The sequence below is a fragment of the Microbacterium sp. A93 genome (genome assembly GCF_051842835.1).
Map to the genome: position 1 here is coordinate 583260 of NZ_JBPXMT010000003.1, position 15753 is coordinate 599012.

Consider the following 15753-nt stretch of genomic DNA (forward strand, 5'->3'; position numbering starts at 1 on the left):
GCTGTCATGGTGATGGAGTACCGAGCCGACCCCATGAACGGGACCGTCGTCGAAGGACGGTACGAGGTCCGCAGCCGTCTGGCCCGGGGCGGCATGTCCACCGTGTACCTCGCGGTCGACCTGCGCCTGGACCGTGAGGTCGCCCTCAAGGTCCTCTACCCCCATCTGGCCGAGGACCCGGAGTTGGTCGCCCGCTTCGAGCAGGAGGCCAAGACTGCGGCCCGGCTCGCCCATCCGCATGTGGTCAACGTCCTGGATCAGGGCGTGGATGAACTTCCGGACGGGGACTTGGCGTACCTCGTCATGGAGTATGTGCCCGGATACACGCTGCGCACGGTCCTGCAACGCCGCCATGCCATGTCACCGCGCGTGGCCCTGGCCTACCTGGAGGCCATGGTCGACGGCCTCGCGTCCGCGCACCGTGCGGGTCTGGTCCACCGGGACATGAAGCCGGAGAACGTGTTGGTCTCCCGGGACGGGCAGATCAAGGTGGCGGACTTCGGACTGGCCCGGGCCACCACCAACTTCACCGGGACGGGTGCGGCCCTGGTGGGCACCGTGGCCTACATCTCCCCCGAGCTGGTGAGCGGATCCCCCGCGGACGAGCGCAGTGACGTCTACGCGGTGGGCATCATGGCCTACGAGATGCTCACCGGAAGTCAGCCGTTCACCGGCGCCTCTCCCATCCAGGTGGCCTATCAACACCTCAACCACGAGGTGCCGGCACCGTCTGCAGCGGCCCCCGGCCTGGCCGCGGAGCTCGATCACCTGGTGCTGTGGTCCACCGCCCAGAACCCTCGCGACCGGCCAGCGGACGCGAGTGTCCTGCTGGCCGAGATCCGTCAGCTGCGGTCCTCCCTGCCGGACGAGGCCCTGGATCATGAGGTGCCGTCCGCCCCCGGCCCGGACCCCTCCGCCGAACACGCCGAGACCGAGGCCCTGAGGCCCGACGACGGCCCGGCCGGCCCGGAGTCCGGTCCCGGCCCCAGCGGTGAGACCGAGGTGTTGGACCCTGGAGCCACCACGGTGCTGCCCCCGGCCGGCTACCAGCACACCACCGTGTTGCCGCGTCCGGCCGGCGGACAGACCGTTCCGACGGCAGGCGCGGCGGACGACGCAGCGGAGCATGGGGCAGCGGAGGACGGGGCGGGGGGCGCTCCCCTGATCCCGGCGGACCCCTCCGGCGGACAGCGGGCCGCCTCCCCGCGGCAGCTCCGCCGCCGGGCGGCCCGCCGGGCCAAGACCCCCACGGAGGATCTCGGCCGCCAGAACGGCAAGAGGATGTGGTGGTGGGTTGCCGTCGTGGTGATCACCACTGCGCTGCTCGTGCTGGCCGGGTGGTTCTTCGGCACCGGCCCCGGTGGGATGGTCACGGTCCCCGAGATCCAAGGTCACGGCAGGGCCTCGGCTGTCAGCACCCTCGAGGAGACGGGTGTCGGTTACACCCTGGCCAGCGTGCACCATGATGTGGTGGCCCGGGACAGCGTGATCTCCACGGAACCGGCGGCCGGCACGGAGCTCCGGCGCTTCAACACCGTCCTGGTCACCGTGTCTCTCGGCCCGGAACTGTTCGAGGTCCCCCAGGTGACGGGTCTGGAGGAGAGGGAGTCCGCGGACGCGCTCCGCAGCCGTCAGCTCGCCTTGGGTGACGTGACCCGCACGTACTCGGACTCGGTGCCGGAGGGCACCGTGCTCAGCCAGTCCCCCGCGGCCGGCGAGACGTTGCGACGCCACCATCCGGTCGCCGTCGTGGTCTCGGACGGCCCCGCACCGGTGGAGGTGCCGAAGGTGACCGGGATGACGCTGGACGAGGCCACCGCGGAACTCGAGTCGGCAGGCCTGCAGGTGGAGGCCCGCGAGGTCCTGGGCGGCTTCTTCGGTGGCCGGGCCCGGGTCCTGGTCCAGTCACCCGAGCCCGGCTCCGAGGCCGTGCGGGGAGCCACCGTCACGATCGACGTCCTGTAGTGCCACGATAGCCGGGTGATCGTCCCGGTCCTCCCGGCGGCGCCTTTAGGCCTTGCGGCCCCGATGGGACAGCGCCTCGGTGACGAGGAAGGCCATCTCGAGGGACTGCTGATGGTTCAGCCGCGGATCCACGAGCGTCTCGTAGCGGTCCGCGAAGGCTGACTCGTCGATCGGATCCGAACCGCCCAGGCATTCCGCCACGTCGTCGCCGGTCATCTCCACGTGCATGCCGCCCGGGTAGGTCCCCGCGGCACGGTGGACCTCGAAGAAGCCCTGGACCTCGTCCATCACGTCATCGAACCGGCGGGTCTTGTAACCGTTGGCAGCCGTCACGGTGTTGCCGTGCATCGGATCCGTGACCCACAGCGGCTGGGCCCCGGAATCCCGGACGCCTTCCACCACGGCTGGCAGGAGCTCTCGGATCTTCTCCGCGCCCATCCTGGTGATGAAGGTCAGCCGGCCCGGCTCGCGCTCGGGGTCGAGCTTCTCAATCAGGGCCAGCGCATCCTCGGGGCGGGTGGTGGGGCCGAGCTTGACCCCGATCGGGTTACGCACCTTGGACAGGAAGTCCACGTGCGCCCCGTCCAGGTCTCGCGTGCGTTCGCCGATCCACAGGAAGTGCCCCGAGGTGGAGTACGGCAGGCCGGACCTGGAATCGATGCGGGTCAGGGCGCGCTCATAGTCCAGCAGCAGCGCCTCATGGGCCGTGAAGAAGTCCGTCCGGCGCAGGGCACTGAAGTCCACGCCGGCGGCATCCATGAACCGGACGGCACGGTCGATCTGCCCGGCCATCTCCTCGTAGCGGGAGTAGGCCGGGTTCTTCATGAACCCCTGGTTCCAGGCGTGCACGGACCGCAGGTCGGCGAATCCGCCCTGGGTGAAGGCACGGACGAGGTTCAGCGTGGCGGCCGAGGTGTTGTAGGCCTGGACCATGCGCTGCGGGTTGTGCCGGCGGGACTCGGGCGTGAACGCGAACCCGTTGACGATCTCGCCGCGGAAGGACGGGAGCGTGACGCCGTCCCGGGTCTCGGTGTCCGAGGACCGTGGCTTGGCGTACTGCCCGGCCATGCGGCCCATCTTCACCACGGGCAGGGAGGCACCATAGGTCAGGACCACCGCCATCTGCAGGATGGTCTTGACCTTGGCGCTGATCTTGTTGGCCGTGGCACCGGCGAAGGTCTCGGCGCAGTCACCGCCCTGGAGCAGGAAGGCCTCCCCCCGGGCGGCGGCCGCCAGCTGGGTGCGCAGCTGGTCCACCTCGCCGGCGAACACGAGCGGCGGGGCCGAGGACAGCTCGGCCAGGGCGGCCTCGAACTCCGTCGGGTCTTCCCAGGTGGGCTGCTGGGAGATCGGTTTCGACCGCCAGTCATCCAGGCCGGGATAGTCGGCGGCGCCATTGGACTGGGCAGAGCCGAAGGCCGGGAAATCTGTAGTGGGATCCGAAATCATGGTTACAGCGTACGGAACACCATCGCCCCGCGCGCATCTGTGACGGTATCCCCGGTCACGGACCGCTGGCTACTGCGGATCGGAGGTCCGGGTCTTGACGGTGGCGGCATACACATCCACGTATTCCTGGCCTGAGAGGCGCCGGATGGCCTCCACCACCTGATCCGTGACCAACCGCTCCACGCGGTGGTCCCCGGCACGGTCGTAGTACTCGGAGAAGTCCAGGGGTGCACCGAAGATCATGCCCACGCGGCGGATGCTCGGGATCGTCCGTCCGATGGGCTGGACCTTGTCCGTGCCGATCATGGCCACCGGCACCACGGGCACACGGGCGTTCAGGGCCAGTTTGGCCACCCCCAGCTTGCCGCGGTAGAGACGGCCGTCCGGGCTGCGGGTCCCCTCCGGGTAGATCCCGAGGAGCTTGCCATCACGCAGCACGTCCAGACCGGAGTGCAGCGACTCCAGGGAGGCCTTCCCGCCGGCCCGGTCCATGGGCAGCTGGTTCGTGCTCTCGAAGAATTTGCGGGTCAACCAACCCTTGGGGCCGGTCCCCGTGAAGTACTCCTTCTTGGCCAGGAAGTGGACCTGGCGTTCGAGCTGGGCGGGCATGAAGATGGAGTCCGACACCGAGAGGTGGTTGCTGGCCAGGATGGCCGCCCCCTCCTGCGGCACGTTGCCCAGACCCTTCACCCACGGACGGAACAACAGGTTGGTCACGGGGGCCACCACGAAGGTCTTGGCGAACCAATAGAACACGGAAGGGGTTCCTCTCGGGTGGCGGCGCAGCGGTTCGGCACCATTCTAGGCAGTGCCGGCCCGGACGCTGACGCTACTGTAGGACGCATGGATCCCCAGCAGCGACCGCTGTCCCTGAGCGGCGCCCCGGACGGCCCCCTGGCCCGGGGCCGCAACCGCGTCGGCGTGGCCCTGTTCCACGGTTTCACCTCAGGCCCGGTCTCGGTGACCCCCTGGGCGAGGGCTCTGGCGGCAGCCGGTGCCGACGTGGACGTCCCCCTGCTGCCGGGGCACGGCACCCGTTGGGAGGACCTCGAGCACGTGAGTGCCGCCCAGTGGCGCGAGGCGGCCCGCCGGACGGTTGACGCCCTGCTGTCCACCCACGAGCGCGTGTTCGTGGCCGGCCTGTCCATGGGCGGGGCCCTCGCCCTCGACGCCGCAGCACACCGCAGGGTGGCCGGCGCCGTGGTGGTGAACCCGGGACTGCGATTCGCCTCCCCGGCGGCCCCGCTGGCCGGGTGGCTCAAATACATCGTTCGGACCGTGACACCGATTGCCAATGACACGATGCTCCCGGAGGCAGACGAACGCGCCTATCCGCGGACACCGGTCGCGGGCGTGCAGCAGGTCGGCCGCCTCCAGGCCGAGGCCCGTCGGGGGCTTCCGCGCATCACGGCCCCCGTCCTGGCGTTCCGATCCACCACCGACCACGTGGTGCCCGCGTCATCGATCACCACCCTGGCCCGGGGCCTGGCCCCCGAGCTGCTGACCCTGCGTCCGTTGCACCACAGTTACCATGTGGCCACCCTGGACACGGATGCACCGATCATCCATGCGGAGTCGATCGCGTTCCTGACCGGACTGCTCAACGATTCCGACCTGGTGGGCCACCATGGCTGATTCCCCGCATGATCCTCCGGGGGACCACCCGGAGGAGCAGCCAGAGAAGCCGCCAGAGGAACAGCAGCCCGATCAGGCCGAGATCGACCGGCAGTGGGAGGGCATCGTGGCCGGATTCGGCTCCTTCGAGGTGCCCGATTCCACGCGGGAGGACCGGCCGGAGGATGATCCCGGCAGCGGCCCGGCTCCCTCCTCCCCCCTCTCGCGGCACTTCACCGATCCGCCGCACTGGGGTCCGCGTGACTATGCGGTCGAGGACGAGGACGACGGCGCGTTCATCCCACCCGATCCACCGGCCCTGGGATCCGGCCGACCGGCTGTCGTCCTGAGTGCCGCCGGCCTGGCCGGCGCCCCGCTGGCCCTGCTGTTGGCCGCACTGTTCTGGCCGGGGATCCCCGGCATCGTGGTGACGATCCTCATCGCCGTGATGGTGGCCGGAGGAGTCGGCCTGTTCCTGGCACTGCCCCGGGACAAGGACCGCGGCGGGCCGTGGAACGGAGACGGCGCCCAGGTGTGACGGTGGGGTGACCGCGGGGTGAGGGCCGCGGCAGCGGGCGCCTACTCGCTGCTGGCGGTGGTGACGGGCCAGCCGGCGCGCTCCAGGGCGATGCCGGCGGCACCCACCCATCCCGATCTGTTGCCCCATGTGGCCACGGACACCGAGGGCACGGACCGGTGCCGGCCACCGGGCAGGTGGCGCGCCAATTCCTCCCGGGCCGGCTCCAGCAGCAGTTCGCCCGCCACGGCCACCCCACCCCCGATGACGAACCGGGACGGATCCAGCACCGCGGCCAGTGTCGCCAGACCGCGCCCCAGCCAGCGCCCCGTCTCCTCCACCGCTCGTCGGCAGTCGGGATCCCCGGCCATCGCGTCGTCAAGTGCCCTCCGCGCTGAGGCCCGGCCGGCACGGGCGGCCAGGGCCTCCGCGGAGACCAGCAGTTCCCAGCAGCCCGTGTTGCCACAAGGACACGGCACCCCGGACGGATCCACGGTCATGTGCCCGTACTCCCCGGCCATGCCGTGAGCACCGAGGTCCACCTCACCATCACGCACCAGGGCGCCCCCGATGCCGGTGCCGATGGTCACCAGGACCATGCGGTCGGGACGGCGCGGGCCGGCGTCGTCCTCGAGGCGCGGCACCAACCGGGCCTCCGCCCAGGCCGCCGCGTCCGCGTCATTGACCACGGAGGGCGGGGACATCGCCTCCGAGCGCCGCCCACCGGATCCACCGACTGCGCCCGCCCGTCCCGCCTGCTGAGACAGGGCCCGTGCCAAGTCCTGCGGCAGTGGCCGGTTCCGCCACCCCATCAGGTGGGGGCTGAACACGGAACGTCCGGTGCCGGGATCGATCCAGGCGGCGGCGGAGACGCCCCACACCACGGGCAGATCGGGCCAGCGGGAGGTCAGAGAGGACCACAGGTCCCCCGCGGTGGCGGCACACAGTGCGGACAGGGCCTCACCGTCCGCCTCGGCATGGTGGCGGACCCGCAGTTCCCCGGCCGTCGCCTCCGTGCCGGTCGCGGACGAGACTGCGGACACGGCAGACGCGGCAGACAGCGAGCAGAGCGTCGTGGCACGGGTCAACAGGCCGTCGGCCCAGAGGAGGACGGCGCCCGCTTTCACCGCACCGCCGCCCACATCCAGGCCGATGGCGGCGGCCACCGGGGCGGGACGGCACCCGACCGCCGGCATCCCCTGAGCACCCATCACGGCCCCACCCTTCTCCACCGACACCCCCCGCAAAGTTACCGATGAGTAGTATGATCTGGAGTGTGGTGCAGGCCACACTCGGCTCGGGTAGGTCCTGTAAGGTCAAAAGACCCGGGCATCCCCGCCACGAATCCGGCCGACACGCAGGGCCCACGGGGCGCGAGATCGGCACCGTCTACCACCAGGAGCGCACGTTGCAGGAATACATTACCCCTCCCACGGTCGAGGTCCCCCCGGAGATGAACATCACCGACCTCCTCGAACAGCAGGTCCTGTCCGCTCCTCAACGGCCACTGTTCGCCCGCCAGACAGCTCCCGGCCAGTGGACCGATGTCAGCTCCTCCACCTTCCACGATGATGTGCGCACCCTGGCCCGCGGCCTGGCGGCCGCTGGAATAGAGGTGGGGGACCGGGTCGGCATCATGTCCCCCACCCGGTACGAGTGGACGCTCATCGACTTCGCCATCTGGTACGCGGGCGCCGTGACGGTCCCGATCTACGAGACCTCCTCCCCCAGCCAGGTGGCCTGGATCGCCTCCGACTCCTCCATCCGCGCGGTGGTGTGCGAGACCGCCCGCCACCGCGGCGTGGTGGACACGGCGATCCGCCAGGAGCAGCTTGAACCGCTGCTCGGCAGCTGGCTCATCGAGGACGAGGGGCTGGACACGCTGCGAGCCCTGGCCGCCCGGGGCCCGGACGAGACCCAGATGGAATCCCGTCGCTCCGCGGCGAACCTGTCCGATCTGGCCACCATCATCTACACGTCCGGAACCACGGGGAAACCCAAGGGCTGCGAACTGACCCACGGGAACTTCGCCGAGCTGAGCCTGCAGACCTTGGGTTCCGGCCTGGGTGAGATCGTGCACCCGGACAGCACCACCGTGATGTTCATCCCCCTGGCCCACGTCTTCGCGCGCTTCATCTCCGTCCTGGCCGTGGCCGGCGGCGCCAAGGTGGGACACACCGCCGACGTCAAGCAGCTGGTGCCGGACCTGCAGTCCTTCCGTCCCACCTTCCTGTTGGCCGTGCCCCGCGTCTTCGAGAAGGTCTACAACTCAGCCAAGATGAAGGCCGAGGCCGGTGGGAAGGGCAAGATCTTCGCGGCCGGCACCCAGACCGCCATCGACTTCTCCCAGGCCCAGGCCGCGGGGAGGGTCCCGCTGGTCCTGCGTGCCAAGCACGCCCTCTTCGGCAAGCTGCTCTACGGCAAGATCCGGGATGCCATGGGCGGGCGCGTGAAACACGCGGTGTCCGGCGGCGGCCCGCTGGGCGCCCGGTTGGGTCACTACTTCACCGGTATCGGTCTGAACATCATGGAAGGCTACGGCCTCACGGAGACCACCGCACCGGTGACGGTCGGCCGTCCGGGGGAAGTCAAGATCGGCACGGTGGGCAAACCGATCCCGGGCAACGGCGTGCGTATCGCGGACGACGGCGAGATCCTCGCCCGGGGGGTCTGCCTCATGCGGGGCTACCACAACCGGCCGGATGTCACCGAGAAGGAGATCATCGACGGATGGTTCCACACCGGGGACATCGGTTCCCTGGATGATGAGGGCTACCTGACGATCACGGGCCGGAAGAAGGAGCTCATCGTCACCGCCAGTGGCAAGAACGTGGCCCCGGCCCAATTGGAGGACCAGATCCGTGCCGACGCCCTGGTGTCCCAGTGCGTGGTGGTCGGTGACGGCCGCCCCTTCATCGCCGCCCTGGTCACCCTGGACGCCGAGGTGCTCCCGGGTTGGTTGGAGCAGCAGGGGCTCCCCACGGACACCCCGATGGAGGACCTGACCACGAACCAGCAGGTGGTGGACCACATCCAGAAGGCCATCGACCGGGCCAACGCCTCGGTGTCCAAGGCCGAGTCCATCCGCTCGTTCCGGATCGCCCCGGTGGACTTCACCGTCGAGTCGGGGCAGCTGACCCCCTCGCTCAAGCTCAAGAGGAACGTGGTCATGGAGGAGTTCGGAGGCCTCGTCGAGGAGCTGTACTCCGCGCCGAAGCCTGTGTAGCCCGCGCCTCCGGGCGGCTACAGCCGCCCGGAGTCCGGGACGTCCAGGCCCAACAGGGCGTTCTCCACGACCTCGCTCAGGGCCGGGTGGATCCAGTACTGGCCTCGCGCCATGGCATGGGCATCCACTCCGAAGCTCATGGCCTGCACCAGGGGCTGGATCAGGTTCGGTGCCTCGTGACCCATCAGGTGCGCCCCGAGTAGCTGGCCGGTGTGCCGGTCGGCGATCAGCTTGCAGAGTCCCGTGGCGTCCTCCATGGCCCAGCCGTAGGCCACGTCACCGTAGTCCTGGACCTTGACGCTGATCCGGTCATGGCCGTATTCGGCGACGGCCTGTTCCTCCGTCAGCCCGGCGGTGGCGATCTGCGGTCGCGTGAACACCGCCGAGGGTATGGGTCCGAGCGTATTGGCCCTCAGGTCCTCCGGGTGTTCCAGGTTGTGGGCCACGATCCGCTGATCGTGGTTGGCCACGTGCTTGAGCTGTTCGGGGTTCGAGATGTCCCCCAAAGCCCACAGTCCCTGCACCGGTCGGCCGTCGGAGAGCAGCCGCTGGTACTGGTCCACCGAGAGCCGGCCGTCGTCATGGACATCCAATCCCGCGGCCCGGGCATCCAGTCGATCGGTGTTCGGGACCCGGCCCTGGGCTATCAACACGGCGTCCGCGTTGAGCTCCAGCGCGGAGCCGTCCCGGCCGTCCAGGTGGACGGTGACCCCACCGTCCGGCCCGTCCTCGATCCGGGACAGGGTCCAACCCGTCCGCAGGTCCCATTGCCGTGAGGCCAGCTCGGTGAAGCGTTCGGAGATCGTCTGATCATGGGTGCGGAGCAGTTGCGGGGAACGGTTGACCTGGACCACTGAGGAGCCGAGTCCCGAGAAGATCGCGGCGAACTCGGCGGCGATGAATCCGCCGCCGAGCACCACGAGCCGCTCCGGGAGGCGGGCCACCCTCATGATCGTGTCCGAGGTGTGCACCTGCGGCCGGTCCACCCCGGGTACGTCCGGCAACGCCGGTCGGGACCCTGCAGCCACCACGATGGTCTCGGCCTCCAACACCCGGCCACCGGAGGTCGTCAGCTGGTGGGTTCCGGTGAACCGGCTCTCCTCCGTGATCACGGTGGTGTGCTCGAGCTCCGCGTCCCGGTAGTGGAGTCCCCCAGCCGAGATCGCGTCCACCCGGGAGAAGATCCGGTCCCGGATCCCGGGCCAGTCGGCACCGCCGAAGTCCAGGTCCACGCCGAGCCGGGCGGCCTCCTGCGGGGAGGAGGCGAGCATGGCCGGATAGGCGAACATCTTGGTGGGGATGCACCCCCGGTTCAGACACGTCCCCCCGAAGACCCCGGAATCCACGATGGCCACCCGCTGGTCATCCCAGTAGGGGGTGACCAGCGAGTTGCCGGAGCCGGAGCCGAGGATGATCAGGTCAAAATGTTCGGTGGTGTCGGTGCCCATGGGTTCAGACTACGGCCCACGGGCACCGTCCCCGTGCTGTGTCACTGCACGACGAGCAGCAGATCGCCCCCGTCAACGGGCGTGGTTCCGGAGAGCACCACGCGGGAGACCGTTCCGCCGACCGGGGTGGTGATGGCCGCCTCCATCTTCATCGCCTCGATGGTGGCGATGGTGCCGCCGGCCTCCACGGTGTCCCCCTCGGCGACCGTGACCGTGACCGCCCCGGCGAAGGGTGCCGCGACCTGACCCTGGACTGAGGGGTCGGCCTTCTCCGCGGCGCGGACCGTTGATTCCACGGACCGGTCCCGGACGGTGATCTGCCGCGCCTGGCCGTTCAGGGTGACCATGACCGGGCGGATGCCCTTGGCGTCGGGCTCGCCGATCGCCTGGAGTGTGGTCAGGAGGCGGACCCCCTTGCCCAGGGAGATCACGTGCTCCTGCCCCGTCACCATGCCGTACAGCCAGTCGCGGGTGTGCAGCACCGAGGTGTCGCCGAACTCGGCCCGGTTCGCCTCGAACTCCCCGGTGGGCCCGGGGAACAGCAGGCGGTTGAGCGTGGACTGCCGCTCGGTTCCGGGTGCGGACAACGCCGCGCGGTCCTCGGCTGACAGCTCCGCCTCGGGGCGGCGCTGGCCCCGGTTCTGCAAGGCGCGGCCGCGGAACGGCTCCGGCCAGCCACCGGGCGGGTCGCCCAGTTCGCCGGAGAGGAAGCCGATGACGGAATCGGGGACGTCGAAGTCCTGTGGGTTCTCCGCGAACGCCTCCGGGTCCACGTCCATGCCCACCAGCTGGAGGGCCAGATCGCCCACCACCTTGGAGGTCGGCGTGACCTTGACGATGTTGCCGAGCATGGTGTTGGCCGCCTCGTACATCGTCTCGATCTGTTCGAAGCGGTCCCCCAGCCCCAGGGCGATCGCCTGCTGGCGCAGGTTGGAGAGCTGTCCCCCGGGGATCTCGTGCCGGTAGACGCGGCCCGTGGGTGCGGAGAGCCCGGATTCGAAGGGCCGGTAGATCTCCCGGACGGTCTCCCAGTACGGCTCGAGCCCGGCGGCCTGGTCCAGGCCCAGCCCGGTGTCCCGCTCGCCGTGCTCCAACGCTGCCACCAGGGCGGACATGGGCACCTGGCTCGTGGTGCCGGCCATGGAGGCCACCGCGGTGTCCACCGCGTCCACCCCGGCATCGGCCGCAGCCAGCAGGGTTGCCAGCTGGCCGCCGGCCGTGTCATGGGTGTGCAGGTGCACCGGGAGATCGAACTCGCTGCGCAGTGCGCCGACCAGCTCGCGGGCAGCCTGGGGCCGCAGCAGCCCCGCCATGTCCTTGATGGCCAGGATGTGCGCACCGGAATCGACCATCTGCCGGGCCAGCTTGACGTAGTAGTCCAGCGTGTACAGCTTCTCCTCCGGGTCCAGGAGGTTCCCCGTGTAGCACAGGGCCGCCTCGGCCACGGCCGTTCCGGTGGCCCGGACCGCCTCGATGGCCGGGGCGATCTGCTGGACGTCGTTGAGGGCGTCGAAGATGCGGAAGATGTCCACCCCGGTGGCGGCGGCCTCCTCCACGAAGGCGTTGGTCACCTCCACGGGGTAGGGCGTGTAGCCCACGGTGTTGCGGCCCCGCAGGAGCATCTGCAGCGGGATGTTCGGCAGTTCCTCACGCAGCAGGCGCAGGCGAGCCCACGGGTCCTCGGCCAGGAAACGCAGTGCGACGTCATAGGTCGCCCCGCCCCAGGCCTCCACAGAGAACAGCCCCGGCAGGGTGTGCGCGACGGCGGGGGCCGCCGCCAGCAGATCCCGGGTGCGGACGCGGGTGGCCAGCAGGGACTGGTGGGCATCACGGAAGGTCGTGTCCGTCACGGCCAGTTCGGTGCGGGACCGTAGCTCGGCGGCGAAGCCCTCCGGTCCCTTCTGCAGCAGCACCTGCCGCCACCCGGCCGGCGGCTGGCTGGCCGAGGGGCCGTCGAAGGGGCTCCGGTCTGGTTCCTCCGTCTTGTCCCCGGGGAAACGCGGTAGCTTGTCCCGCGGGTCGATCCCGTCGACGCGTGGGCCGTGCGGCTGGTTGACGGTGACGTCCGCCAAGTACTGCAAGGCCTTGGACCCACGGTTCTGGCTCCGGTTGACCTGGGCCAGCTCCGGGTGCGCGTCGATGAAGTCGGTGGCCACATCGCCGGCGATGAACGAGGGGTCGTCCAGCACGTTCATCAGGAACGGGATGTTGGTGGAGACGCCGCGTACGCGGAACTCGGCCAGTGCGCGCCGGGTGCGCCGCACCGCCGTCGGGTAGTCCCGCCCACGGCAGGTGAGCTTCACCAGCATCGAGTCGAAGTGCGGCGAGATCTCGGCGCCCGTGTAGATGGTGCCGCCGTCCAGGCGGACACCGGAACCACCGGCCGAACGGTAGGCGGTGATGGCGCCGGTGTCCGGCCGGAAGCCGTTGGCCGGGTCCTCGGTGGTGATACGGCACTGCATGGCGGCGCCGCGGATGTGCAGCTCCTCCTGGCGGATACCGAGATCCTGAAGGCTGTGCCCCGCGGCGATCCGCAGCTGGGAGGCCACCAGGTCCACGTCCGTGATCTCCTCCGTGACGGTGTGCTCCACCTGGATGCGGGGGTTCATCTCGATGAACACGTGCTGTCCGGCCCGCTCGCCGACGGTGTCCACGAGGAACTCCACCGTGCCCGCGTTGACATAGTTCATCGCGCGGGCGAACTTCACCGCATCCGCATACAGGGCTTCCCGGATGGAATCGTCCAGATTGGGCGCCGGCGCCATCTCGATGACCTTCTGGTGCCGACGCTGCATGGAACAGTCACGCTCGAAGAGGTGCACCGTCTCCCCCGTGGAGTCCGCGAGCACCTGGACCTCGATGTGCCGCGGGCGCAGGACGGCCTGCTCCAGGAAGACGGTGGGATCGCCGAAGGCCGTCCCGGCCTCACGCATCGCCGCGTTCAGGGACTCCTCCAGATCACCGGAGGTCTCCACCCGGCGCATCCCGCGGCCGCCGCCACCGGCCACAGCCTTCACGAAGAGCGGGAAGCCGATCTCCTCGGCCTGAGCGAGGAGCCAGTCCACGTCCGAGCTCGGATCGGAGGACGCCAGGGTCGGGACGCCGGCGGCCTGAGCGGCCCGAAGGGCCTGGACCTTGTTGCCGGTCAGGTCCAGCACGTCCGCCGGCGGACCGACGAAGGCGATGCCGGCCTCCTCGCAGGCCCGGGCCAGGTCCGGGTTCTCCGAGAGGAACCCGTAGCCCGGGTAGATGGCGTCACAGCCCGACTCGCGGGCCACCCGGATGATCTCGTCCACGTCCAGGTAGGCCCGGATGGGGTGCCCCTCCTCACCGATGCGGTAGGCCTCGTCGGCCTTCTGCCGGTGGATCGAGTTCCTGTCCTCATAGGGGAAGACAGCCACGGTGCGGGCACCGAGTTCATAGCAGGCACGGAAGGCACGCACGGCGATCTCGCCGCGGTTGGCCACCAGGACCTTTTTGAACATGCCATCGGTTGTCCGAGTGGACATGGGACCTCCTTGATGACCGGCGGATTCGCCGGTCCACGCTCTGGCGCTGGTTGCGCTCGGATGAGCCACCTCGTTGTGGCTCACGTCACGCGCCAGTTTTGCACATTGACGGGCGACCGCCTATGACGCTAGTCACATGACGGTGCGGCATTAGACTGGGGGCCGGTCTTGAGACCAGACCCCTCGCCGGGGACCGCTCCTAGCCCGCCCACCACAGTCAGGACTCCCACACCGTGCAGATCATCTCCATCTCCAGCCTCAAGGGCGGGGTCGGCAAGACCTCGGTCACCCTCGGACTGGCCTCGGCGGCCCGGGCGCAGGGCATCCCGACGCTGGTGGTGGACATGGATCCCCATGCCGACGCCACCACCGGTCTCGGCGTCAAGCAGGGCCAGCAGACGGACGACATCGGCACCCTGCTGGAACGGCCCCGGCGCATCAGCTTGGCCGACCACGTGATCCCCTCGGGCTGGCCGGACCACAGGCCCGGCACCGCCGAGTCCGGGGCACCGGGCAACGCCAAGGCCTTGGACGTGGTGCGCGGCTCCTCCCGCACCTCCCTCTTTGAACGTCCCACCACCCGTCCGCGGGAGCTACGCCGTCTCGCCACCCTGCTGGAGACCGTCACCAAGTACGCCCTCGTGCTGATCGACTGCCCACCCGCGCTCAACGGCGTGACGCGCATGGCCTGGGCGGCGTCCACGGATGTCCTGCTGGTGGCCGAGCCGAGCCTGTTCTCCGTGGCGGGGACCGAACGGACCCTGAGGGCCCTGGACCTGTTCCGTTCCGAGTATGCCCAGGGCGTGCGCACCACGGGCGTGGTGGCCAACCGGGTGCGCCCCGCCAGCACGGAGCATCAGTTCCGACTCGGCGAGATGGAACGCATGTACGGGGACCGCCTGCTGCCGGTGGCCATCCCCGAACAGAGCAATTGGCAGCAGATCCAGGGCGCCGCCTGGCCGGTCCACGCCTGGCCAGGCGAGACCGCCGCCCAGTCCGCCCTGCTCTTCGAGGAATTGCTCGCCGCACTGCACCGGCCCCAGGGCCGGCGCAGTCAGCGGCGGCACTGAGGACCACACCACCGGACACCCAGCGGCGCGGGCACCGGCGCTGCCGGGTGCCCCGGCCGTCGTCGTGCACCCCACGGCGAGCCCAGCGCACCGTGAGACCAGGACACACTGAGACCAGAACACAGTGAGCCCAGGACACACGGGGGTGTCCTGGGCTCACCGTAGAGCGCTGGGCCTGCTGGTCCTGGTCGGGTCGGGGTGCCTTAGGAGGCCGACTTGCGGCGGGCTGCGCGCCGTTCGGAGAGTTCGTCCCCGGGGAAGTCCTCGGACGCCTCGTCCTGGAGCTGTTCGGAGGGAAGCTCCGCCAGGGAGCCCTCGACCTCCCGCCACACGCGGCCCACGGCGATGCCGAAGACCCCCTGGCCCCCCTGGACCAGGTCGATGACCTCATCCGCGGAGGTGCACTCGTACACGGAGGCGCCATCACTCATCAGGGTGATCTGCGCCAGGTCCTCCACGCCACGCTCCCGCAGGTGCTCCACGGCGGACCGGATCTGCTGCAGCGAGACCCCGGTGTCCAGCAGGCGCTTGACGACCTTGAGCACGAGGATGTCCCGGAAGGAATAGAGGCGTTGGGTGCCGGAGCCCTTGGCGCCCCGCACGGTGGGGACCACCAGGGCGGTACGGGCCCAGTAGTCGAGCTGCCGGTAGGTGATGCCCGCGGCCTTGCAGGCGGTCGGGCCGCGGTAGCCCGCGCTCTCATCCAGCACGGGCAGGTCTTCGGTGAACAGCATGCCCTGCGCTGGGCCGCGCGGGGATGACACGTGATGCACGTCCGGGGACTGCCCGGCCTCGCCCTTCGGACTCACTGGAACCCTCCTGGTCATGGATCCACACTGGGGAAGAAAGGTGCCCGACGGTCCGGATCGACGGACGGCACCGGGCATCGACCCGGCACCAAACCGCCAATCGGTGCGATTGGACCGGCAGGCAATGTGGAACCTCTGCTCCTGAC

The 15753-nt window shown here is 69.8% G+C and carries 11 protein-coding genes; 5 read left to right on the top strand and 6 right to left on the bottom strand.

Annotated elements, in window-relative coordinates:
- The first annotated feature begins 12 nt into the window (after positions 1-12).
- Complete coding sequence (locus ACSU1G_RS10675) at positions 13-1965, top strand: protein kinase domain-containing protein (protein ID WP_439279965.1); 1953 nt, start codon at positions 13-15, stop codon at positions 1963-1965.
- A 45-nt stretch (positions 1966-2010) separates the two neighbouring features.
- Here the strand turns inward: ACSU1G_RS10675 and ACSU1G_RS10680 are convergent, their stop codons facing one another.
- Together ACSU1G_RS10680 and ACSU1G_RS10685 are read right to left on the bottom strand one after the other, a co-directional pair.
- On the bottom strand, positions 2011-3414 hold the full coding sequence (locus ACSU1G_RS10680; protein WP_439279894.1) for a class II 3-deoxy-7-phosphoheptulonate synthase: 1404 nt from the start codon (positions 3412-3414) through the stop codon (positions 2011-2013).
- A gap of 69 nt (positions 3415-3483) precedes the next feature.
- Entirely contained in the window at positions 3484-4170 is a 687-nt protein-coding gene (locus ACSU1G_RS10685; protein WP_439279895.1) for a lysophospholipid acyltransferase family protein, read from the bottom strand.
- 87 nt (positions 4171-4257) lie between these two features.
- On the opposite strand from ACSU1G_RS10685, the gene ACSU1G_RS10690 reads away from it, so the two are divergent.
- Positions 4258-5049 (top strand): alpha/beta hydrolase, encoded by a 792-nt coding sequence (locus tag ACSU1G_RS10690; protein WP_439279896.1) that lies wholly within the window; start codon positions 4258-4260, stop codon positions 5047-5049.
- Complete coding sequence (locus ACSU1G_RS10695; RefSeq protein WP_439279897.1) at positions 5042-5566, top strand: hypothetical protein; 525 nt, start codon at positions 5042-5044, stop codon at positions 5564-5566. The genes ACSU1G_RS10690 and ACSU1G_RS10695 overlap by 8 nt, the downstream gene beginning before the upstream one ends.
- A gap of 41 nt (positions 5567-5607) precedes the next feature.
- Here the strand turns inward: ACSU1G_RS10695 and ACSU1G_RS10700 are convergent, their stop codons facing one another.
- Positions 5608-6756 (bottom strand): ROK family protein, encoded by a 1149-nt coding sequence (locus ACSU1G_RS10700; protein ID WP_439279966.1) that lies wholly within the window; start codon positions 6754-6756, stop codon positions 5608-5610.
- 197 nt (positions 6757-6953) lie between these two features.
- Between ACSU1G_RS10700 and ACSU1G_RS10705 the strand changes: the two genes are divergently transcribed.
- The gene (locus tag ACSU1G_RS10705) at positions 6954-8771 is read left to right on the top strand and encodes an AMP-dependent synthetase/ligase (RefSeq protein ID WP_439279898.1); all 1818 of its coding nucleotides are present in this window, start codon (positions 6954-6956) and stop codon (positions 8769-8771) included.
- A gap of 17 nt (positions 8772-8788) precedes the next feature.
- Here the strand turns inward: ACSU1G_RS10705 and ACSU1G_RS10710 are convergent, their stop codons facing one another.
- Together ACSU1G_RS10710 and ACSU1G_RS10715 are read right to left on the bottom strand one after the other, a co-directional pair.
- Positions 8789-10219 (bottom strand): mycothione reductase, encoded by a 1431-nt coding sequence (locus ACSU1G_RS10710; protein ID WP_439279899.1) that lies wholly within the window; start codon positions 10217-10219, stop codon positions 8789-8791.
- Between the two features lie 41 nt (positions 10220-10260).
- On the bottom strand, positions 10261-13704 hold the full coding sequence (locus tag ACSU1G_RS10715; RefSeq protein ID WP_439279967.1) for a pyruvate carboxylase: 3444 nt from the start codon (positions 13702-13704) through the stop codon (positions 10261-10263).
- A gap of 257 nt (positions 13705-13961) precedes the next feature.
- On the opposite strand from ACSU1G_RS10715, the gene ACSU1G_RS10720 reads away from it, so the two are divergent.
- Positions 13962-14798 (top strand): ParA family protein, encoded by an 837-nt coding sequence (locus tag ACSU1G_RS10720; protein WP_439279900.1) that lies wholly within the window; start codon positions 13962-13964, stop codon positions 14796-14798.
- Between the two features lie 203 nt (positions 14799-15001).
- Here the strand turns inward: ACSU1G_RS10720 and ACSU1G_RS10725 are convergent, their stop codons facing one another.
- Positions 15002-15607, bottom strand: coding sequence for a MerR family transcriptional regulator (locus tag ACSU1G_RS10725; RefSeq protein WP_439279901.1), 606 nt, complete (start codon positions 15605-15607; stop codon positions 15002-15004).
- Positions 15608-15753: the final 146 nt, after the last annotated feature.